Genomic DNA, 20,281 nt, shown 5'->3' with positions numbered 1-20,281 from the left:
GGATCCCCAATGGCTAATATGTTCGCCCTGGTTCTGGCGCTAGCAACGCTGATTACCGGCATTATCTGGTGTATCGATCGCGTTAAATGGGCGCCGGCGCGCCGGGCTAAACGAGCGGAAGCGCAGGCTGCGGCCGGTCATACCCTCGACGAGAAAACGCTGGCGAAAGTCAACGGGCAGCCTGGCTGGGTAGAGACCGCCGCGTCGGTCTTCCCGGTGCTGCTGGTGGTGTTCGTGGTGCGCTCGTTTATCTATGAGCCATTCCAGATCCCGTCCGGCTCCATGATGCCGACGCTGCTGATCGGCGATTTTATTCTGGTGGAGAAGTTTTCCTACGGCATCAAAGATCCCATCACCCAGACGACGCTGATCCCGACCGGTCATCCGCAGCGCGGCGATATCGCGGTATTTAAATACCCGAAAGATCCGAGCCTGGACTACATCAAGCGCGTGATCGGCCTGCCGGGCGACAAAGTGGTGTTCGATCCCTACAGCAAAACCCTGACCGTTAGCCCGAACTGCGCCGCCGGCCAGCGCTGCGCCAGCGCGCTGCCGATCACCTACACCAATATAGAGCCGAGCGACTTTATTCAGACCTTCAGCGGTTTTGACGGCAATGAAGCGGGCAACGGGTTCTATCAGGTGCCGCAGGGCGAAACCATGCGCGGCGGACTGCGTCTCGGTACCCGTAAAGAGACGCTGGGCAACGTCACGCACGATATTTTGCTGGTAAACGAAGCGCAGAGTCAGGCGAGCATGTATTATCAGCAGCCGGGCCAGCCGCAGGCGACCTGGATCGTGCCGCAGGGGCAATATTTCATGATGGGCGATAACCGCGACAACAGCGCCGACAGCCGCTACTGGGGCTTTGTCCCGGAACGCAATCTGGTCGGCAAAGCGGTCGCCATCTGGATGAGCTTCGATAAGCAGGAAGGTCAGTGGCCGACGGGCGTACGCCTGAGTCGTATCGGCGGCATTCACTGAGTCATCTGGCCCGGATAAACGGGCAAAACGGTTGGCCTCCTGCGGGGGGCCACTGCACACTAAACAGAATGCGTTGGAAAGCCAGCCCTGTTTCGTATGCAGAGTCACAGACGCACAAAAGAACTGGAATCGCATGAACCCCATCCTCATTAATAAGCTTCAGCGCAAACTGGGCTACACTTTTACTCATCCGGAACTCTTGCAACAGGCGCTAACGCACCGCAGCGCCAGCAGTAAGCACAACGAGCGTCTCGAATTTCTTGGCGATTCCATTCTCAGCTATGTGATCGCCAATGCGCTCTATCATCGCTTTCCTCGCGTCGACGAGGGCGATATGAGCCGCATGCGCGCGACGCTGGTGCGTGGCAACACGCTGGCGGAGATGGCGCGAGAGTTTGACCTCGGCGAATGTTTGCGTTTGGGGCCGGGCGAACTGAAAAGCGGCGGATTTCGCCGTGAATCCATCCTTGCGGATACGGTGGAGGCGCTGATCGGCGGCATCTTCCTCGACAGCAATATCCAGACGGTGGAAAAGCTGATCCTTGACTGGTATCAGTCGCGCCTCGAGCAGATTAGCCCGGGCGACAAGCAAAAAGATCCGAAAACCCGCCTGCAGGAGTATCTGCAGGGGCGTCATCTGCCGCTGCCGTCCTATCTGGTGGTGCAGGTGCGTGGCGAAGCCCACGATCAGGAATTCACCATTCACTGTCAGGTGAGTGGCATGGCTGAACCGGTGGTGGGCGTAGGCTCCAGCCGCCGTAAAGCAGAACAGGCTGCTGCCGAACAGGCGCTAATTAAGCTTGGTCTCGAATAGCAACATCCCGGCGCCTGAACAGGCGCTGAAAAAGTCAGGACTCGAATGAGCGAACAGAATACCTATTGCGGCTTTGTCGCGATTGTCGGCCGACCCAACGTCGGCAAATCCACCTTACTGAACCAGCTGCTGGGGCAGAAGGTGTCGATCACCTCGCGTAAGCCGCAAACCACGCGTCACCGCATTATGGGCATTCACACCGAAGGCGAATACCAGGCCATCTACGTGGACACGCCCGGGCTGCACATGGAAGAGAAGCGCGCCATTAACCGCCTGATGAACCGCGCGGCCAGCAGCTCTATCGGCGACGTCGAGCTGGTGATCTTCGTGGTCGAAGGCACGCGCTGGACGCCGGACGACGAGATGGTGCTCAACAAGCTGCGCGACAACAAAGTGCCGGTAGTGCTGGCCATCAACAAAGTGGACAACATTCAGGATAAAAGCATCCTGCTGCCGCATCTGCAGTTCCTCAGCCAGCAGATGAACTTCCTCGACATCGTGCCGATCTCCGCCGAAAGCGGAAAAAACGTTGATACGATTGCGGCGATCGTGCGCAAGCGTCTGCCGCAGGCGGACCACCACTTCCCGGAAGATTACATCACCGACCGCTCGCAGCGCTTTATGGCGTCGGAAATTATCCGCGAGAAGCTGATGCGCTTCCTCGGCGCCGAGCTGCCGTACTCCGTAACCGTGGAAATCGAGCAGTTCGTGGCGAACGATCGCGGCGGCTACGATATCAACGGCCTGATCCTCGTCGAGCGCGAAGGGCAGAAGAAGATGGTGATCGGCAACAAAGGCGCCAAAATCAAAACTATCGGCATTGAAGCGCGTAAAGACATGGAAGAGATGTTCGAAGCCAAAGTGCATCTCGAACTCTGGGTCAAAGTGAAGTCCGGCTGGGCCGACGACGAACGTGCGCTGCGCAGCCTGGGCTACGTAGACGACCTCTGATCCTATGGAAGGCTGGCAACGCGCCTTTGTGCTGCATAGTCGCCCTTACAGCGAAACCAGCCTGCTGCTCGATCTCTTCAGCGAAAGTCACGGGCGCGTCAGGGTGCTGGCGAAAGGCGCGCGCGCGCGCCGCTCGCAGCTGAAAGGCACGCTGCAGCCCTTCACGCCGCTGCTGGTGCGCTGGACCGGGCGCGGCGAGGTCAAAACCCTGACCAAAGCCGAAGCGGTGTCGCTGGCGCTGCCGCTCAGCGGCATTACGCTCTACTGCGGCCTCTACGTTAACGAACTGGTGTCGCGCGTGCTGGAGCAGGAATTTCCCTTCTCAGAACTCTTCTTTGACTACCTGAACTGTCTGCAGACGCTGGCGGCGGCCAACAGCTCGCCTGAGCCGGCGCTGCGCCGCTTCGAGCTGGCGCTGCTCGGCCATCTCGGCTACGGCGTCGACTTTCTGCACTGCGCCGGCAGCGGCGAGCCGGTCGCCGACAACATGACCTACAGCTATCGCGAAGAGAAGGGCTTTATCGCCAGTCTGGTCGCCGGTCAGCGCAGCTTCACCGGCCGCCAGCTGCGCGCGCTGTGGGAACGCGATTTTCCCGATGCCGACACGCTGCGCGCCGCCAAGCGCTTTACCCGCATCGCGCTGAAACCCTACCTGGGCGGCAAACCCTTAAAGAGCACCGAGCTGTTTCGCCAGTTCGTGCCGAAAAAGCGGCCCGATGCCGCCAGCCCGTAGCGCTGTGCCTGCGCCGCGCGCCGCGGTACACTCTGATTTTTCGACATAGTTAACCTGAGGATTGTCATGGCTGAGTTGCTGTTAGGGGTCAACATCGATCATATCGCCACGGTACGTAACGCGCGCGGCACCCACTATCCCGATCCGGTTCAGGCGGCTTTCGTCGCCGAGCAGGCGGGCGCGGAAGGCATCACCGTGCATCTGCGCGAAGATCGCCGCCATATCACCGATCGCGACGTGCGTATTCTGCGCGACACCATCCAGACGCGCATGAACCTGGAGATGGCGGTTACCGACGAGATGGTGGGCATCGCCTGCGATATCCAGCCGCACTTCGTCTGTCTGGTGCCGGAGAAGCGCGAAGAGGTGACCACCGAAGGCGGCCTCGACGTGGCGGGCCAGCAGGAAAAAATCAACGCCGCGGTGAAGCAGCTGAGCGACGCGGGCATTCAGGTTTCGCTGTTTATCGATCCCGACCATCGCCAGATTGAGGCGGCGGTCGCCAGCGGCGCGCCCTATATCGAAATTCATACCGGCGCCTACGCCGAGGCGCCGGAAGGATTGCCGCGCGATGCCGAGCTGGCGCGCATCCGTCACGCCGCCACCTTTGCCGCCAGCCTGGGCCTCAAGGTCAACGCCGGCCACGGTCTGACCTACCACAACGTCCAGCCGATCGCCGCGCTGCCGGAGATGCACGAGCTGAATATCGGCCACGCCATTATTGGCCGCGCGCTCTTCAGCGGCCTGGCTGACGCGGTAAAAGAGATGAAGCTGCTGATGCGGGAAGCGCGTCGCTAATGGCTATTCTCGGACTGGGCACCGACATCGTCGAAATCGAGCGTATCGCTGGCGTGATTGAGCGCTCCGGCGACCGCCTGGCGCGGCGTGTGCTGAGCGAAGCCGAGTGGCAGCAATATCAGCGGCATCAGCAGCCGGTGCGCTTTCTGGCTAAGCGCTTCGCCGTCAAGGAAGCGGCGGCCAAGGCCTTCGGCACCGGCATTCGCGGCGGTCTGGCGTTCAATCAGTTTGAAGTTTATAACGATGAGCTGGGCAAGCCCGGACTGCGCTTTTTCAATCACGCCAGCGAAGTGGCGGAAAAGCTGGGCGTCCGGCAGGTTCACGTCACGCTGGCGGATGAGCGTCACTACGCCTGCGCAACGGTGATTATCGAAAACTAGTGGTGCAGCAGCACGAACTTCTCCCACAGCGCATCGCGCGATTCGATGTGCTGTGGATCGATAATAATGGTGTTATCGATAGGGCAGACGCTCTGGCAGGTCGGCGCATCGTAGTGCCCGACGCACTCGGTGCAGCGGCTGGCGTCGATCTCATAGATCTCCGCGCCGAGCGTAATGGCCTGGTTAGGGCATTCGGGTTCGCACATATCGCAGTTAATGCATTTGGCGGTAATCAGCAGCGCCATGATTTCACCTGATTAGCTAAAAACGGCGCCATTATACTCGCGTTCGCCGCCTAGTTCAGCTTTTTCACCAGCGCTTCGCTGTGACGGATATGGCTGGCGGCGCGCTCTGGATCGTTCTGCACCAGCGCCATAAACAGCAGATCGGTCAGCGCCAGCTGCGCCGTGGTCGACGAAATGGCGGCGCTGCGCGTGCTCTGTTCTTCCGCTACGGTATAGAGACAGTGGGTCGCGGTCTGCTGCAGGCTGTTGGGCGTAAAGCCAGTAAAAGCCAGTACGTACGCGCCAATCTGCGCGGCTTCCTGCGCCGCCAGGTTGATCTCTTTACGCTCGCCGGTATAGGAGATCGCCAGCAGCACGTCGCCGGGACGCATCGCCTGCACGCTGGAGAGCAGCGCGTGCATATCCTGCTCCGCCACCGCATTAATGCCGATCTTCATCAGCTTCCAGGAAAAGTCCTTCGCCACCAGTCCCGAAGCGCCGATGCCCACCAGCACGATGCGCTGGGCGTTTTTCAGCAGGTGCAGCGTCGCGTTCAGCTTCTCTTCGCTATTGATATCGAGCGTGGCGCGAATCGCGGAGAGCTTCTCGGTCAGCAGCTTCTCGCCCACGGTTTTCAGCGAGTCGTCGCTGAGAATATGGTTATGCACGGTAATGGCGTCGCGATCTGCCAGCGATTCGCTCAGCGCCAGCTTAAGCGCCGGAAACCCCTTATAGCCCAGTTTCTGCGCGAATTTCACCACGCTCGACTGGCTAACGCCCGACTCTTCAGCCAGCTTCTGCGAGCTGAGATGGCGTGCCCGATCCGGCTGTGACAACAGAAAGTCCGCCAGCCGACGCTCGTTTAGCGCCAGACGCGGATAGAGCTGACGAATGCGCAGCAATGAACTCATGCCTGGTCCTCGTTTAAGTAGCCTGCCGTAAGATGCCTTTCTCTGCTGAAGAATAAACTATTCATCTGGCATTGTAGCCACTGGAATTAAAAATAGCCCTCTTCGCCGCTGCCGCGGTTGATGGCTACAATAAGGAAACACAGGGCGAACAAATCAGAAAGGAGCGTTTTTTGACCAAGGGTACACAACGTCGCGTAGTGTTTTTCGATCTGGACGGCACATTGCATCAGCAGGATATGTTCGGCACCTTTATGCGCTATTTGCTCTGGCGTCAGCCGCTCAATTTGCTGCTGGTGGTACCGCTGTTGCCGGTGGTCGGGCTAGGGCTGCTGATTAAAGGGCGCGCGGCGCGCTGGCCGATGAGCCTGCTGCTCTGGTCGATTACCTTTGGCCGCTCGGAGCGCACGCTGCTGCGGCGCGAAGCGGCCTTTGCGCAGTGGTTTCGCCAGCGGGTAACCGCATTTCCGGTGGTGCAGCAGCGCCTGACCGACTATCTGGGCAGCGATGATGCCGACGTCTGGCTGATTACCGGCTCGCCGCAGCCGCTGGTGGAGCAGGTCTACTTTGACTCGGCGTTTTTGCCGCGCGTCAAACTGATCGCCAGCCAGATGCGGCGCGGCTTCGGCGGTCGCGTACTGGCTATGCGCTGCCTCGGCCATGAAAAGGTGGTCCAGCTCGAAGAGCAGATCGGCACGCCGCTACAGCTCTATAGCGGCTACAGCGACAGTAAGCAGGATAACCCGCTGCTCTTTTTCTGCCAGCACCGCTGGCGCGTCACGCCGCGCGGCGAACTTCAGCAGCTGGAGTAGGTTGCATCTTCGATTCTGCGCGCGGGATCGCTATAATGCGCCGCTTTGCTGCTGCCGGGAGTGAGCCTGCGTGAATCAATCTCAAGACGAATACTGGATGCGCCATGCGCTGCGGCTGGCGCGCATCGCCTGGGAACAGGGCGAGGTGCCGGTCGGCGCGGTGCTGGTGCAGGGCGATCGCGTTATCGGCGAAGGGTGGAACCGGCCCATCGGTCAGCACGATCCGACCGCGCACGCCGAAATGATGGCGCTGCGTCAGGGCGGCAAAGTGCTGGAGAACTATCGCCTGCTGGATACCACGCTCTACGTGACGCTGGAGCCCTGTGTAATGTGCGCCGGCGCGATGGTGCACAGCCGCATCGCGCGGCTGGTCTACGGCGCCAGCGATGAGAAAACCGGCGCGGCGGGCTCGCTGATGGACGTGCTCGGCCATCCCGGCATGAATCATCAGGTAACGCTACAGAGCGGCGTGCTGGCGGAGGAGTGCGCGGCGATGCTGAGCGACTTTTTCCGCATGCGGCGCGAGCAAAAAAAAGCGCTGCGTCAGGCGCAGCGCGGAACGGACTAACGCGGCGTCGACGTCGCGCTTCACTCGTTGCCTAATTCATGGCGATTTCCGGCGCCACCGCCGGATAGCCGCTGCCCAGCTCTGCCTCTTGCGCCGCTTGCTGGGCCAGGCGCTTTTCCTGCTCCTGCAAATATCCCACCAGACTCAGCTGATACTTACGGATGTTCTCAACGTAGTTATAGGCTTCGTGACCGCGCGCGTAGCCGTAGGTGGTCTGCGCATAGTAGCGTTTCTGGCTCAGCATCGGCAGCCGCAGCTTGACGTCGGCCCAGCTGTCGGGATTGCCGCCCTGTTTCGCCGTAAGCTTACGCGCATCCAGCATATGGGCGTAGCCCATGTTGTAGGCCGCCAGCGCGAACCAGATGCGCTCATCTTCGGGAATGGTGGCGGGCACCTTTTCCATCATGCGCTGTAGATAGAGGCTGCCGCCGCGAATGCTCTGCTCGGTGTCGGTACGATCCTCGACGTTCAGGCTGTCGGCGGTATTGCGCGTCAGCATCATCATGCCGCGCACGCCGGTCGGGGAGGTCGCCAGCGGATTCCAGTGCGACTCCTGATAGGAGATCGCCGCCAGCAGCCGCCAGTCGATACTGGCCGCATACTTCTCAAACAGCGGTTTAATCTCCGGCAGCGTCACGTCGATGGCGCGCAGGAAGGTGCGGGTATCGACATAGTCGAAAGTGCCGACGTGGCCGAGATACTTCTCCTCCAGGCGCGCCATCACGCCTTCTTCACCCATTGAGTTAAAGAAGTCGAGCATCGCGGCGTTCAGGCTGCTGTCGTCGTTATGCGGCACATACCAGGTGACCGGTTCTTCATCCGTGACGTCGAACGCCACCGCCAGCTGCGGATGGATGCGCTGCAGCAGGGCGATAGTGACGGAATCGCCGATGGTGTAGTCGAGCTTGCCGTCGGCGACCGCCTCCAGCAGCGCTTTCGGCCCCTGATCGGTGGAGATCACCCAGTTGAGATCGGGATACTGCTTATCGCGCGCCGTTTTCAGCGACGACAGATAGGCGGAGCCGGAAGCGACCCTGAGCTCACCTTTAAGATCGCCGAGATTCTTCGGGCGCGGCTTATCGACGCGATAGACCAGCTGCTGGGACACGGAGTAGTAGCTCGGCCCGGTTTTATAGCGCGCCAGCCTTTCATCGTTGTAAATCAGGCCCGCCGCCAGCAGGTCCGCTTTGCCGTCGTCGAGATCGTCAAACAGATCGCTAAGGTTTGGGCGCACCGTGACCTTGAGCTTAACGCCCAGATAGTCGGCAAAGCGCTTCGCCAGCTCGTAATCCATGCCGGCGGGAGCTTTATTGATGGTGTAGTAAGTCAGCGGGGAATTGATGGTACTGATACGCAGCACTCCCCGTGATTTTATCTGCGAAATCGCATCCTGTCCGTTGCCGTACCACGGGATCGATGGCCATAACGCCATCGCCAGCAGCAGGGTGACGAGACCGATCAGCAGATAGTTTAATTTTAGGCGTTTCAAATAGTTGTCTCTCGCTGGCTCTAAGGCCTCTGTCTTTTAAAGGCAGTATTGATCTTTTTTGAACTCCCAGAGCGAGGGGCATTTTGCGCAACTCGGCAGCGTAGAGCAACTTATAAAGCAGGTTTTGCGCAAAATTCAGGCAATTCCGCAGGCAGAGAAATTATGCGCAAACGGTTTCGTCGAGCGGGGTGTTTCTCTATAATACCGCCCGTTTTCTGCTGTTGTGCCCCTTGAAGCGTCGCACGGCGCTCTGACGAGAGATTAAATGATGGAAATTCTGCGTGGTTCGCCCGCCCTGTCGGCATTTCGTGTAAACAAACTGCTGACCCGCTTTCAGGACGCTCACCTGCCGGTGAGTGACATTTACGCCGAGTACGTCCATTTTGCCGATGTCAGCGCACCGCTGAACGCTGATGAAAAAGCGCGCCTGCAGCGCCTGCTGAAATACGGTCCTTCTCTCGCCGAACACGCGCCGCAAGGCCGCCTGCTGCTGGTGACGCCGCGTCCCGGCACCATCTCGCCCTGGTCTTCCAAAGCGACCGATATCGCGCACAACTGCGATCTGCCGCAGGTGCGCCGCCTGGAGCGCGGTCTGGCCTTCTATGTGCAGGCGCCGCAGCTCACCGACGCGCAGTGGCAGACGCTTCAGGCGCTGCTGCACGATCGCATGATGGAGACGGTTTTCAGCGATCTGTCGCAGGCGGAAGCGCTGTTCGCGCACCACGAGCCGCAGCCGCTGAAAAGCGTTGACGTGCTGAATAATGGCCGTCACGCGCTGGAAGAGGCGAACCGCACGCTGGGGCTGGCGCTGGCGGACGACGAAATCGACTATCTGCTGGCGGCTTTCCAGCGCCTCGGGCGCAACCCCAACGACATCGAACTCTATATGTTCGCGCAGGCCAACTCTGAGCACTGCCGTCATAAAATTTTCAACGCCGACTGGATTATCGACGGCGAAAAACAGCCGAAATCGCTGTTTAAAATGATTAAAAACACTTTCGAGACCACGCCGGACCACGTGCTGTCAGCCTATAAAGACAACGCGGCGGTAATGGAAGGCTCGGAAGTGGGACGCTTTTACGCCGACGCGCAAAAAGGCGAGTATGAGTACCATCAGGAGGCGGCGCATATCCTGATGAAGGTAGAAACCCATAACCATCCTACGGCGATCTCGCCGTGGCCTGGCGCGGCGACCGGCTCCGGCGGCGAGATCCGCGACGAAGGCGCCACCGGACGCGGCGCGAAGCCGAAAGCTGGCCTGGTGGGCTTCTCGGTGTCGAACCTGCGTATTCCCGGTTTTGAGCAGCCCTGGGAAGAGGATTTCGGCAAGCCGGACCGCATCGTCAGCGCGCTGGACATCATGACCGAAGGCCCGCTGGGCGGCGCGGCGTTTAATAACGAATTCGGACGTCCGGCGCTGAACGGCTATTTCCGCACCTATGAAGAGCGGGTCAACAGCCATAACGGCGTCGAGCTGCGCGGCTACCATAAGCCGATCATGCTGGCGGGCGGCATCGGCAACATCCGCGCCGATCACGTGCAGAAAGGCGAGATTACCCTGGGCGCGAAACTGATCGTGCTGGGCGGCCCGGCGATGAATATCGGTCTGGGCGGCGGCGCGGCCTCGTCTATGGCGTCAGGCCAGTCCGATGCCGATCTCGATTTCGCTTCCGTACAGCGCGACAACCCGGAAATGGAACGCCGCTGTCAGGAGGTGATTGACCGCTGCTGGCAGATGGGTGAAGAGAACCCGATTCTGTTTATTCACGACGTGGGCGCGGGCGGCCTCTCCAACGCCATGCCGGAGCTGGTGAGCGACGGCGGCCGCGGCGGCCGTTTCAACCTGCGCGACATCCTGAACGATGAGCCGGGCATGAGCCCGCTGGAAGTATGGTGCAACGAGTCGCAGGAGCGTTACGTACTGGCGGTGGCGCCGGAGAAGCTGGCGCAGTTCGATGCGCTCTGCCAGCGCGAGCGCGCGCCTTACGCCGTGATCGGCGAAGCGACCGAAGAGCAGCACCTGAGCCTGAGCGACAGCCACTTCGACAACACCCCTATCGATATGCCGCTGGACGTGCTGCTGGGCAAAACGCCGAAGATGACGCGCGACGTGGTGACACAGCAGGCCAAAGGCGAGCCGCTGCTGCGCGACGGTATTACCCTTAGCGACGCGGTAAAACGCGTGCTGCACCTGCCGACCGTGGCGGAGAAAACCTTCCTCGTCACCATCGGCGACCGTACCGTCACCGGCATGGTGGCGCGCGACCAGATGGTTGGTCCGTGGCAGATTCCGGTGGCGAACTGCGCGGTCACCACCGCCAGCCTCGATAGCTATCACGGCGAGGCCTTTGCGCTGGGCGAGCGCGCGCCGGTTGCGCTGCTCGATTTCGCCGCCTCCGGCCGTCTGGCCGTGGGGGAAGCGCTGACCAACCTGGCAGCGACGCAGATTGGCGATCTCAAGCGCGTGAAGCTCTCCGCGAACTGGATGGCGGCGGCAGGCCACCCTGGCGAAGATGCCGGCCTCTACGAAGCGGTCAAGGCGGTAGGCGAAGCGCTCTGTCCTGCGCTTGGCATTACGATTCCGGTGGGCAAAGACTCGATGTCGATGAAAACCCGCTGGCAGGAAGGCATCGAGCAGCGCGAAATGACTTCGCCGCTGTCGCTGGTGATCACCGCTTTCGCCCGCGTGGAAGATGTGCGCCGCACCGTCACGCCAGAGCTGCAGGCGGACGGCGAAAACCTGCTGCTGCTGATCGATCTCGGCAACGGCGCGAACACGCTTGGCGCCACCGCGCTCTCGCAGGTCTATCGTCAGCTGGGCGACAAGCCGGCCGACGTGCGCGACGCGCAGCAGCTGGCGGGCTTCTTTAACGCGATTCAGGCGCTGGTGGCGCAGCAGAAGCTGCTGGCTTACCACGATCGTTCAGACGGCGGCCTGCTGGTCACGCTGGCGGAAATGGCCTTTACCGGCCACTGCGGCGTCGAGATCGATATCGCCGCGCTGGGCAGCGACGCGCTGGCCGCGCTCTTTACCGAAGAGCTGGGCGCGGTGATTCAGATCAAGGCCGAAGATCGCGCGGCAGTGGAAAAGATGCTGGCGGAGCAGGGGCTCGCAGCGTGCAGTCATGTGATCGGCAGCGCGCAGCGCGGTGACCGCTTTGTGATTCGCTCCGGCGACAGCGCGGTCTACAGCGAAAGTCGCACCACGCTGCGTACCTGGTGGGGCGAAACCAGCTGGCAGATGCAGCGCCTGCGCGATAACCCGATCTGCGCCGATCAAGAGCATGAAGCGCGTAAAGACGACAACGATCCTGGCCTCAACGTCCATCTGACCTTTAATCCGGAAGAGGATGTCGCCGCGCCGATGATCGCCACCGGCGCGCGTCCGCGCGTCGCGGTGCTGCGCGAGCAGGGCGTTAACTCCCACGTCGAAATGGCGGCGGCGTTCCATCGCGCAGGCTTTACGGCGGTTGACGTGCATATGAGCGATCTGCTGGCAGGACGTCGCGGTCTGGATGAGTTCCAGGCGCTGGTGGCGTGCGGCGGTTTCTCCTACGGCGACGTGCTGGGCGCCGGCGAAGGCTGGGCGAAATCTATTCTGTTCAACAACCGCGTGCGCGATACGTTCGAAAACTTCTTCCATCGTCCTCAGACGCTGGCGCTGGGCGTGTGCAACGGTTGTCAGATGATGTCGAACCTGCGCGAGCTGATCCCGGGCAGCGAACTCTGGCCGCGCTTCGTGCGTAACCAGTCGGAGCGTTTCGAAGCGCGCTTTAGCCTGGTGGAAGTGGCCGCCAGCCCGTCGCTGCTGCTGGACGGCATGGCTGGCTCGCATATGCCGATTGCGGTCTCTCACGGCGAAGGCTTTGTCGAAGTGCGCGACGGCGCGCATCTGGCGGCGCTGGAGTCTAAAGGACTGGTTGCGCTGCGCTTTGTCGATAACTACGGCAAGGTGACCGAAACCTACCCGGCTAACCCGAACGGCTCGCCTAACGGCATTACGGCGGTGACCAACGAAAGCGGCCGCGTGACCATCATGATGCCGCACCCGGAGCGCGTTTTCCGTACGGTAAGCAACTCCTGGCATCCGGCGGAGTGGGGCGAGGATAGCCCATGGATGCGTATCTTCCGCAACGCGCGTAAACAGCTGGGCTAAACCCGCCAGTGCGACAAGACAAAAGGAGACAGCGATGTCTCCTTTTTTATGTCTGTTGGCAAATGGCGACAGTTGCCACTCTCTGATGTCTCTAAAAGGAGACATTTATCCTGATGATAAATCAGTGATTAATATTCAGGGTATCGATGTGTTGGGTTTTAGCGACAGAAGGGCGCGCGCGGCGGCGCGTCAGGCGTCCGTCAGCGAGAAATAACCTGGCAACCCTATGAAAAAGAATGTTATTTCTTTTTTGGCATGAAGTTTGCTAATATTACTGTGTGGCTCATTCTCCTGTTTATGATTGCCCCGCTACGGCGGCAGAGCTCATAAAAACTGAATGACGCACCAAACGGAGCCTGCCGTCCACCAACCGATAATCGTTTGCTCTGCAACGTTATCAAGCATCGGGCGCAACGTTGAGTTAGGCTCCACCTTATTTCCAGGCGATGCTGCGGCGTCGCTCTCACGGCAGGCCGAAAGGCCTGCCGTTTTCATTTCCGCTCTATCTTCCACCGACGGACTTCGCTAGCATTCTCACAGCGTTTATTACAGGAAGCGACCGCGTGAGAAGATGGCGTTTATTTCCCCGATCGTTGCGCCAGCTGGTGCTGATGGCGTTTTTGCTGGTGCTGCTGCCGCTGCTGGTGCTGGCCTGGCAGGCATGGGAAAGTTTGTCGGCGTTAAGCGATCAGGCCGCCGACACCAACCGCAACACCTTCACCGACGTGCGCCGCAGCGAAGCGATGGCGCGCACCGCGCTGGAGCTGGAGCGCAGCTACCGGCAATATTGCGTGCTGGGCGACGTTACCCTGGCGCGCCTCTATGAAACCCAGCGCGCGCGTTACAGTCAGATACTCGACTCTCACATCTCCAGCCTGCCCGCGCTGGCGGTGTTTCAAACGCTGCGCGCGACGCTGCCGCAGCTGGCTGAACTCAAGTGCGATAACGGCAACCCGGCCGCCGCCGCCTCGCAGGCGCTGGAGCGCTTTTCCGCCGTTAACGCGCAGCTGGTACAGGAGACGCGTGAAGTGGTATTCGCGCGCGGGCTGCAGCTGCAGCGCGAAATCGCCGATCGCGGCCAGTTTTTCGGCTGGCAGGCGCTTATCCTGTTTATCGTCAGCCTGGCGCTGGTGCTGCTGTTCACCCGCATGATTATCGGGCCGGTAAAAAGCGTCGAACGCATGATCAACCGGCTCGGCGAAGGGCGCGAACTGGGCGCGACCGTGGCTTTTCGCGGCCCGCGCGAGCTGCGCTCTCTGGGGCAGCGCATCGTCTGGCTCAGCGAGCGGCTGGCGTGGCTGGAGACGCAGCGCCATGAGTTCCTGCGTCATCTCTCTCACGAGTTGAAGACGCCGCTTGCCAGCCTGCGCGAGGGTACGGAGCTGCTGGCGGACGAGGTGGTGGGCGCGCTGAACGGCGACCAGAAAGAGGTCGTGGCGATCCTGGATGCCAGCAGCCGCCATCTACAGCGCCTGATTGAGCAGCTGCTCGACTACAACCGCAAGCTGGTAGAGGGGCCGACGACGCTGGAGACGGTGGATATCGGCGAGCTGGTGGATATGGTGGTCAGCGCCCATGCGCTGCCGGCGCGCGCTAAGCTGATGCATGTGCACTGCGATCTTCAGGTGAAAAGCTGTCTGGCGGAGCCTGTGCTGCTGATGCGCGTCATCGACAACTTATACTCTAACGCCGTGAACTATGGCGGCGAATCCGGTAGCATCTGGCTGCGCAGCCAGCTGCACGGCGACAAGGTCTGGATAGAGGTCGCCAACAGCGGCACGCCGATTCCCGCTAAAGAACGGGAAATGATCTTCGAACCCTTTTTCCAGGGGAGTCTGCAGCGTAAAGGGCCGGTTAAAGGCAGCGGGTTAGGACTGAGCATCGCCAAAGACTGTCTGCGCCGCATGCAGGGGGATCTGCTGCTGATCGACAGCAAAGATGCCGACGTTTGTTTTCGTATCGTACTGAATCACACAGCCGGGAATCACTGACAGATGAATATCGTCTTCGCCTCACTTTTTACCGCGCTGCTGAGCCTTTCGCTCAGCGGCTGCAGCGCCTCCCCGGCCGCTTCGTCCGCGCATCGCGACGCCGTCGTCGCCGAGCCTGAGGTCAGGCTTCCCGATTACCTGGCGACCGACTGCGCCAGCGTCTGGCGCAACGAAAGCGCGACGGCAACGGGGAATCCGCTCTACTGGCTGCGCGCCATCGACTGCGCCGAGCGTCTGTCGCCCGCAGAAGCGCGCGCCGAAGCGCATCGCTGGCCGGTAGAAGGCTGGGCGCGCGCCTTTAAAAACGGCATCCTGATGGCTAATGGCAACGTCACGCCGCTGGAACGCCGCGATTACGTCGACGCGCTGGATGCGTACAGCAGCCGCTTTCCCGGCGCGGTACGTCCGCTGATTCAGCTGTGGCGCGGCAATCAGGTCGCACAGCTCGATCTCAGCGAAACGCGCACGCGCTTCGCGCATTTGCAGCAGAGCAGCGATGCGCAGCTCGACGCGCTACGTCAGCAGCAGACGCAAATGCGCCAGATCCTTAACGACACGCAGCATAAGCTTGAGCGCCTGACGGATATTGAACGTCAGCTCTCTTCGCGCAAAGCGCCAGACGTCACCGAAAGCGGCCATGCGCCGGAAACCTCGCCACATGAGGAGCCTTAATGGCCAGACAATCCGCACGTCTGCTGCTGGTGGATGACGATCCCAGCCTGTTAAAGCTGCTGGGGATGCGCCTCAGCAGCGAAGGTTACCAGGTCACCACCGCCGCCAGCGGGCCGGAAGCGCTGCGCCTGCTGCAGAAAGAGCAGATCGATCTCGTCATCAGCGATTTGCGTATGGATGAGATGGACGGGCTGGCGCTGTTCGGCGAAATCCAGAAGCGTAACCCCAGCCTGCCGGTGATTATCCTCACCGCGCACGGCTCGATCCCCGACGCCGTCTCCGCCACGCAGCAGGGGGTATTCAGCTTCCTCACCAAGCCGGTAGACCGCGACGCGCTCTATAAAGCGATTGACGATGCGCTGGCGCAGCGCGCGCCGGCCAGCGACGACCGCTGGCGCGAGGCGATCGTCACCCGCAGCCCGATTATGCTGCGGCTGCTGGAGCAGGCGCGCATGGTGGCGCAGTCCGACGTTAGCGTCTTAATTAACGGCCAGAGCGGCAGCGGCAAAGAGGTGCTGGCGCAGGCGATCCACGCCGCCAGCCCGCGCGCGGGCAAACCTTTTGTCGCCATTAACTGCGGCGCGCTGCCGGAGCAGCTGCTGGAGTCGGAGCTGTTCGGTCACGCCCGTGGCGCCTTTACCGGCGCGGTAAGCGCGCGCGAAGGACTCTTTCAGGCGGCGGAAGGAGGCACGCTGTTTCTGGACGAAATCGGCGATATGCCGCCGTCGCTGCAGGTGAAGCTGCTGCGCGTGCTGCAGGAGCGCAAAATCCGTCCGCTCGGCAGCAATCACGATATCGACATTAACGTGCGCATTATCTCCGCCACTCATCGAGACTTGCCGAAGGCGATGGAGAAGAAAGAGTTCCGTGAGGATCTCTTTTACCGCCTTAACGTGGTCAATCTTAAGCTGCCGGCGCTGCACGAGCGCACCGAAGATATTCCGCTGCTCGCTGGCCATCTGCTGCGTCAGGCAGCGGATCGGCATAAACCCTTTGTACGCAGCTTTTCCGTTGATGCGATGAAACGGCTGATGACGGCAAGCTGGCCGGGCAACGTGCGTCAGCTGGTAAACGTGATCGAGCAGTGCGTCGCGCTTACCTCGTCGCCGGTGATCAGCGATGCGCTGGTCGAGCAGGCGCTGAGCGGAGAAAACAGCGTATTGCCGACCTTTGTCGAGGCGCGAAACCAGTTTGAGCTGAACTATCTGCGTAAGCTGTTGCAGATGACCAAAGGCAATGTCACCAATGCCGCCCGGCTGGCCGGGCGCAATCGCACCGAGTTTTATAAGCTGCTGTCCCGACATGAACTGGACGCCAGCGATTTTAAAGAGTAGCTTTCTGGCGCGATGAAGCGCCTGAGAGCGTTGACGAATGCCCCGGCGGCCGGGATGCGTTGCGGGCAACACGCCTGTAGCCTGCGGCTGCGGGTCTATACTTACAGCACCCCATCCGGCCACGGAGGGAGTGAGAAAAGGGTCTGACATGAAAAAGATTGATGCGATTATCAAACCATTCAAACTCGACGATGTGCGCGAAGCCTTAGCCGAAGTCGGCATCACCGGGATGACGGTCTCTGAAGTGAAAGGTTTTGGCCGTCAGAAAGGGCATACTGAGCTCTATCGCGGCGCGGAATATATGGTCGATTTTCTGCCGAAAGTGAAAATTGAAATGGTCGTAGGCGACGACATCGTCGACACCTGCGTGGAAACCATTATGAAAACCGCCCAGACCGGTAAAATCGGCGACGGTAAGATTTTTGTTTTCGACGTATCGCGCGTGGTGCGTATTCGTACCGGCGAAGAGGACGAAGAGGCGATTTAACGCCGGAAACATGCGGGCTTTGTCTGTAACTAAGTGCCAGCGCAGGTGATATAGCCCGATCGCAAAGACGCAAAATACGGCATCCTTGCCAGCTCGGCCCGCGCCTTCCATGGCGCGGGACGCTTTGCTCTCCGGTCCATACCACCTGCTACCAGGCATTATGTGCCGTCTGTAGTCGGTTCCAGAAGCGGCATCAAAGCCCCTTATGCGGGCCAAACACTTCATAGTGGATGCGTGAGGCGTCGACGCCCGCGTCGCGCAGCTGTCCGGCGATAAACTGCATAAAGCCGATCGGACCGCACAGCCAGAACTGCGTGCGCGCATCCTGTAATCGCGCGGATTCGGCAGCCAAATCCATCACGCCTTCGGCATCAAAACGGCCGGCGTCGGCCGCCTCCGGCACGCGATACCAGACGCGTTTCTCAAAGTCGCGCAGGCGGGCGCCCGTCTCGGCCACTTCTTCCGCAAAGGCGTGCTGCGCGCCGTTTTCCGCTGCATGCAGCCAGGTGACCGGCGCGGCATGCTGCTGTTCGGCCAGCGCGTGCAGCATCGCCAGCGTCGGCGTTACGCCGACGCCTGCAGAGATCAGCGTTACCGGCGTCTCCGTACCGACTTCCATAAATACATCGCCGTGCGGCGCGGTCAGCTCCAGCACATCACCGACCTGCGCTTTTTCATGCAGCCAGCCGGAGACGGTGCCTTGCGCGTCGCGCTTCACCGCAATGCGGTAGCTTTTGCCGTTGCTGGTGTGGGTCAGCGAATACTGGCGATTTTGCTGAAACTCAAACTCGGCGGGATGCAGATGCACGGTGAGATACTGGCCTGGTTTAAACGCCGCAACCGCGCCGCCGTCGACCGGGGTCAGAGTAAAGCTCTTGATAACGGAACTTTGCGCTTCGATAGCGGCGATGCGGAAGGGGCGCGTGCCGCGCCAGCCGCCTGCCTGCTGCTCGGTTTCCTGATAAATCGCCTCTTCGCGCTGGATAAAGACATCGGCCAGCACGCCGTAAGCGCGGCCCCATGCCGCCAGCACCTCATCGCCTGGATTTAGCAGCTCTCCAATGGTTGCCAGCAGGTTCTCGCCGACAATGGCGTACTGTTCCGGCTTGATCGCCAGGCTGGCGTGCTTCTGCGCGATCTTTTCAACGGCGGGCAGCAGCGCCGCCAGGTTATCGAGATTCGCGCCATAGGCGCAGATGGCGTTGAACAGCGCTTCGCGCTGGTTGCCATTGCGCTGATTATTCATATTGAAGACGTTTTTGAGTTCAGGATGCTGCGACAGCATGCGGTCGTAGAAGTGAGCGGTAAGCTTCGGTCCTACGGCGGCGACGGCGGGAAGCGTGGATTTCACGGTAGCGATGGTTTGTGCGTCAAGCATGGGAATACCTCAGGCTGCGTAAAGTTGTATTTTAAATACATGTTATAATCGCATCCCTGAAGTTGTAAATAACCCGCTGCGAAAATGGGCCATCGCGCTGGCAAGGTTTGGGTACAAATTGAAAAAATCTACGTCACAACCTGATGAAAAATCGTGAAGAGCATGCCGTATGGAAAAGCGTAAAAAACCTTTGCCAGCGGCAAGCCAATCGTTTGCGTGCAAAGCGGAATTGGCGCTACCGTCACCTGGCAAAACGGTTTACACTGTTGGCCTTTGCTCCTTAAGGGAGCCTAAACCGCCGTTAAAAAGTTAGCTGAGTCAGGAGATGCGGATGTTAAAGCGTGAAATGAACATTGCCGATTATGATGCCGAATTGTGGCAGGCGATGGAGCAAGAGAAAGTGCGTCAGGAAGAGCACATTGAACTGATTGCTTCTGAAAACTACACCAGCCCACGTGTAATGCAGGCGCAAGGTTCGCAGCTCACCAATAAATACGCGGAAGGGTATCCGGGAAAACGCTACTACGGCGGTTGTGAATTTGTCGACATCGTGGAGCAGCTGGCGATCGATCGCGCTAAAGCGCTGTTTGGCGCCGACTTCGCCAACGTGCAGCCGCATTCCGGCTCTCAGGCTAACTTCGCCGTCTATACCGCGCTGCTGCAGCCGGGCGACACCATTCTGGGCATGAATCTGGCGCACGGCGGTCACCTGACTCACGGTTCGCCGGTCAACCTTTCCGGCAAACTCTACAACGTCGTGCCTTACGGCATCGATGAGAGCGGCAAAATCGACTACAACGAGCTGGCGGAACTGGCGAAAACCCATCAGCCGAAAATGATCGTCGGCGGCTTCTCCGCCTATTCCGGCGTCTGCGACTGGGCAAAAATGCGTGAAATCGCTGACAGCGTCGGCGCTTACCTGTTCGTTGATATGGCGCACGTGGCTGGCCTGATCGCCGCTGACGTCTATCCGAACCCGGTGCCGCATGCGCATATCGTCACCTCGACCACCCATAAAACCCTGGCGGGTCCGCGCGGCGGCCTGATCCTGGCGAAAGGCGGCGACGAAGATCTCTACAAGAAACTTAACTCTGCCGTCTTCCCGGGCGGGCAGGGCGGTCCGCTGATGCACGTTATCGCCGGTAAAGCGGTGGCGTTTAAAGAGGCGATGGAGCCGGAGTTCAAAGCGTACCAGCAGCAGGTCGCGAAAAACGCCAAAGCGATGGTGGAAGTGCTGATTGCGCGCGGCTACGACATCGTGTCTGGCGGCACCCATAACCACCTGTTCCTGATCGATCTGGTGAGCAAGAACATGACCGGCAAAGAGGCGGACGCCGCCTTGGGCCGCGCCAACATCACCGTTAATAAAAACAGCGTGCCGAACGATCCGAAAAGCCCGTTCGTCACCTCTGGCGTGCGTATCGGTACGCCTGCCGTGACCCGTCGCGGCTTTAAAGAAGCGGAAGTCCGCGAGCTGGCTGGCTGGATCGCCGACGTGCTGGATAACGTCAACGACGAAGCGACTATCGAACGCACCAAACAGAAAGTGCTGGAAGTCTGCTCGCGTCTGCCGGTTTACGCGTAAGCGTACGCCTGCGCGAT

19 protein-coding genes are annotated in these 20,281 nt (G+C 60.3%); 15 read left to right on the top strand and 4 right to left on the bottom strand.

Annotated elements, in window-relative coordinates; translation table 11 throughout:
• The first annotated feature begins 9 nt into the window (after positions 1–9).
• From lepB to acpS, 6 genes are all read left to right on the top strand, one after another.
• Positions 10–984 carry a signal peptidase I gene (lepB, locus tag B3229_RS15995; protein WP_033754015.1) on the top strand — a complete coding sequence of 325 codons (975 nt, stop codon included), beginning with the start codon at positions 10–12 and terminating at the stop codon, positions 982–984.
• Between the two features lie 133 nt (positions 985–1,117).
• Positions 1,118–1,798 carry a ribonuclease III gene (rnc, locus tag B3229_RS15990; protein ID WP_033754012.1) on the top strand — a complete coding sequence of 227 codons (681 nt, stop codon included), beginning with the start codon at positions 1,118–1,120 and terminating at the stop codon, positions 1,796–1,798.
• A 45-nt stretch (positions 1,799–1,843) separates the two neighbouring features.
• Complete coding sequence (gene era / locus B3229_RS15985) at positions 1,844–2,749, top strand: GTPase Era (RefSeq protein WP_033791871.1); 906 nt, start codon at positions 1,844–1,846, stop codon at positions 2,747–2,749.
• Positions 2,750–2,753: 4 nt separating this feature from the next.
• Complete coding sequence (recO, locus tag B3229_RS15980; protein ID WP_033754006.1) at positions 2,754–3,482, top strand: DNA repair protein RecO; 729 nt, start codon at positions 2,754–2,756, stop codon at positions 3,480–3,482.
• Between the two features lie 66 nt (positions 3,483–3,548).
• Positions 3,549–4,280, top strand: a complete 732-nt coding sequence (gene pdxJ, locus B3229_RS15975) for a pyridoxine 5'-phosphate synthase (RefSeq protein ID WP_286872364.1) — start codon at positions 3,549–3,551, stop codon at positions 4,278–4,280.
• The gene (gene acpS / locus B3229_RS15970) at positions 4,280–4,660 is read left to right on the top strand and encodes a holo-ACP synthase (RefSeq protein WP_033754000.1); all 381 of its coding nucleotides are present in this window, start codon (positions 4,280–4,282) and stop codon (positions 4,658–4,660) included. Before pdxJ ends, acpS begins: the two co-directional genes overlap by 1 nt.
• Here the strand turns inward: acpS and B3229_RS15965 are convergent.
• Both B3229_RS15965 and B3229_RS15960 read right to left on the bottom strand, forming a co-directional pair.
• Entirely contained in the window at positions 4,657–4,905 is a 249-nt protein-coding gene (locus B3229_RS15965) for a YfhL family 4Fe-4S dicluster ferredoxin (protein ID WP_286872361.1), read from the bottom strand. The two genes, acpS and B3229_RS15965, sit on opposite strands and share 4 nt — an antisense overlap.
• Before the next feature lie 50 nt (positions 4,906–4,955).
• Positions 4,956–5,795: a MurR/RpiR family transcriptional regulator gene (locus B3229_RS15960; RefSeq protein ID WP_033753994.1), complete on the bottom strand. Its 840-nt coding sequence runs from the start codon at positions 5,793–5,795 to the stop codon at positions 4,956–4,958.
• Positions 5,796–5,965: 170 nt separating this feature from the next.
• Here B3229_RS15960 and yfhb point away from each other — a divergent pair, with 170 nt between their 5' ends.
• On the top strand, positions 5,966–6,604 hold the full coding sequence (yfhb, locus tag B3229_RS15955) for a phosphatidylglycerophosphatase C (RefSeq protein ID WP_033753991.1): 639 nt from the start codon (positions 5,966–5,968) through the stop codon (positions 6,602–6,604).
• 70 nt (positions 6,605–6,674) lie between these two features.
• Positions 6,675–7,172, top strand: a complete 498-nt coding sequence (gene tadA, locus B3229_RS15950; protein WP_075203262.1) for a tRNA adenosine(34) deaminase TadA — start codon at positions 6,675–6,677, stop codon at positions 7,170–7,172.
• A gap of 31 nt (positions 7,173–7,203) precedes the next feature.
• On the opposite strand, the gene mltF is transcribed toward tadA, so the two are convergent.
• Positions 7,204–8,661 carry a membrane-bound lytic murein transglycosylase MltF gene (mltF, locus tag B3229_RS15945; RefSeq protein WP_048786748.1) on the bottom strand — a complete coding sequence of 486 codons (1,458 nt, stop codon included), beginning with the start codon at positions 8,659–8,661 and terminating at the stop codon, positions 7,204–7,206.
• Positions 8,662–8,926: 265 nt separating this feature from the next.
• On the opposite strand from mltF, the gene purL reads away from it, so the two are divergent.
• The 6 genes from purL (at position 8,927) to glnB (ending at position 17,301) form a co-directional block, all read left to right on the top strand.
• On the top strand, positions 8,927–12,817 hold the full coding sequence (purL, locus tag B3229_RS15940) for a phosphoribosylformylglycinamidine synthase (protein ID WP_286872354.1): 3,891 nt from the start codon (positions 8,927–8,929) through the stop codon (positions 12,815–12,817).
• A gap of 34 nt (positions 12,818–12,851) precedes the next feature.
• Entirely contained in the window at positions 12,852–13,031 is a 180-nt protein-coding gene (locus B3229_RS15935; protein WP_048784002.1) for a hypothetical protein, read from the top strand.
• A 349-nt stretch (positions 13,032–13,380) separates the two neighbouring features.
• A complete protein-coding gene (locus B3229_RS15930; RefSeq protein WP_286872352.1) occupies positions 13,381–14,808 on the top strand; it encodes a sensor histidine kinase in 1,428 nt (475 codons plus the stop codon).
• Positions 14,809–14,811: 3 nt separating this feature from the next.
• The gene (gene qseG, locus B3229_RS15925; protein WP_286872350.1) at positions 14,812–15,480 is read left to right on the top strand and encodes a two-component system QseEF-associated lipoprotein QseG; all 669 of its coding nucleotides are present in this window, start codon (positions 14,812–14,814) and stop codon (positions 15,478–15,480) included.
• Positions 15,480–16,814 (top strand): two-component system response regulator GlrR, encoded by a 1,335-nt coding sequence (glrR, locus tag B3229_RS15920; protein ID WP_048783997.1) that lies wholly within the window; start codon positions 15,480–15,482, stop codon positions 16,812–16,814. The genes qseG and glrR overlap by 1 nt, the downstream gene beginning before the upstream one ends.
• A gap of 148 nt (positions 16,815–16,962) precedes the next feature.
• Entirely contained in the window at positions 16,963–17,301 is a 339-nt protein-coding gene (glnB, locus tag B3229_RS15915; protein WP_033753971.1) for a nitrogen regulatory protein P-II, read from the top strand.
• Between the two features lie 193 nt (positions 17,302–17,494).
• Here glnB and hmpA read toward each other — a convergent pair whose 3' ends face one another.
• On the bottom strand, positions 17,495–18,679 hold the full coding sequence (gene hmpA / locus B3229_RS15910) for an NO-inducible flavohemoprotein (protein ID WP_286872345.1): 1,185 nt from the start codon (positions 18,677–18,679) through the stop codon (positions 17,495–17,497).
• Between the two features lie 331 nt (positions 18,680–19,010).
• On the opposite strand from hmpA, the gene glyA reads away from it, so the two are divergent.
• Positions 19,011–20,264 (top strand): serine hydroxymethyltransferase, encoded by a 1,254-nt coding sequence (gene glyA / locus B3229_RS15905; protein WP_286872342.1) that lies wholly within the window; start codon positions 19,011–19,013, stop codon positions 20,262–20,264.
• Positions 20,265–20,281 lie beyond the last annotated feature (17 nt).

The sequence above is a fragment of the Pantoea sp. UBA5035 genome (assembly GCF_002415245.1).
Classification (GTDB): Bacteria; Pseudomonadota; Gammaproteobacteria; order Enterobacterales; family Enterobacteriaceae; genus Pantoea; species Pantoea septica.
The sequence above is the reverse complement of the archived record's forward strand: the minus strand, read 5'-3'. Positions and strand labels throughout refer to the sequence as shown.

Excerpts from the sequence above, each read along its gene's own strand:
- lepB (WP_033754015.1), top strand. The coding sequence starts at position 10 with ATGGCTAATATGTTCGCCCTGGTTCTGGCGCTAGCAACGCTGATTACC.
- rnc (WP_033754012.1), top strand. The coding sequence starts at position 1,118 with ATGAACCCCATCCTCATTAATAAGCTTCAGCGCAAACTGGGCTACACT.
- era (WP_033791871.1), top strand. The coding sequence starts at position 1,844 with ATGAGCGAACAGAATACCTATTGCGGCTTTGTCGCGATTGTCGGCCGA.
- recO (WP_033754006.1), top strand. The coding sequence starts at position 2,754 with ATGGAAGGCTGGCAACGCGCCTTTGTGCTGCATAGTCGCCCTTACAGC.
- pdxJ (WP_286872364.1), top strand. The coding sequence starts at position 3,549 with ATGGCTGAGTTGCTGTTAGGGGTCAACATCGATCATATCGCCACGGTA.
- acpS (WP_033754000.1), top strand. The coding sequence starts at position 4,280 with ATGGCTATTCTCGGACTGGGCACCGACATCGTCGAAATCGAGCGTATC.
- B3229_RS15965 (WP_286872361.1), bottom strand. The coding sequence starts at position 4,905 with ATGGCGCTGCTGATTACCGCCAAATGCATTAACTGCGATATGTGCGAA.
- B3229_RS15960 (WP_033753994.1), bottom strand. The coding sequence starts at position 5,795 with ATGAGTTCATTGCTGCGCATTCGTCAGCTCTATCCGCGTCTGGCGCTA.
- purL (WP_286872354.1), top strand. The coding sequence starts at position 8,927 with ATGATGGAAATTCTGCGTGGTTCGCCCGCCCTGTCGGCATTTCGTGTA.
- B3229_RS15935 (WP_048784002.1), top strand. The coding sequence starts at position 12,852 with ATGTCTCCTTTTTTATGTCTGTTGGCAAATGGCGACAGTTGCCACTCT.
- qseG (WP_286872350.1), top strand. The coding sequence starts at position 14,812 with ATGAATATCGTCTTCGCCTCACTTTTTACCGCGCTGCTGAGCCTTTCG.
- glrR (WP_048783997.1), top strand. The coding sequence starts at position 15,480 with ATGGCCAGACAATCCGCACGTCTGCTGCTGGTGGATGACGATCCCAGC.
- glnB (WP_033753971.1), top strand. The coding sequence starts at position 16,963 with ATGAAAAAGATTGATGCGATTATCAAACCATTCAAACTCGACGATGTG.
- hmpA (WP_286872345.1), bottom strand. The coding sequence starts at position 18,679 with ATGCTTGACGCACAAACCATCGCTACCGTGAAATCCACGCTTCCCGCC.
- glyA (WP_286872342.1), top strand. The coding sequence starts at position 19,011 with ATGTTAAAGCGTGAAATGAACATTGCCGATTATGATGCCGAATTGTGG.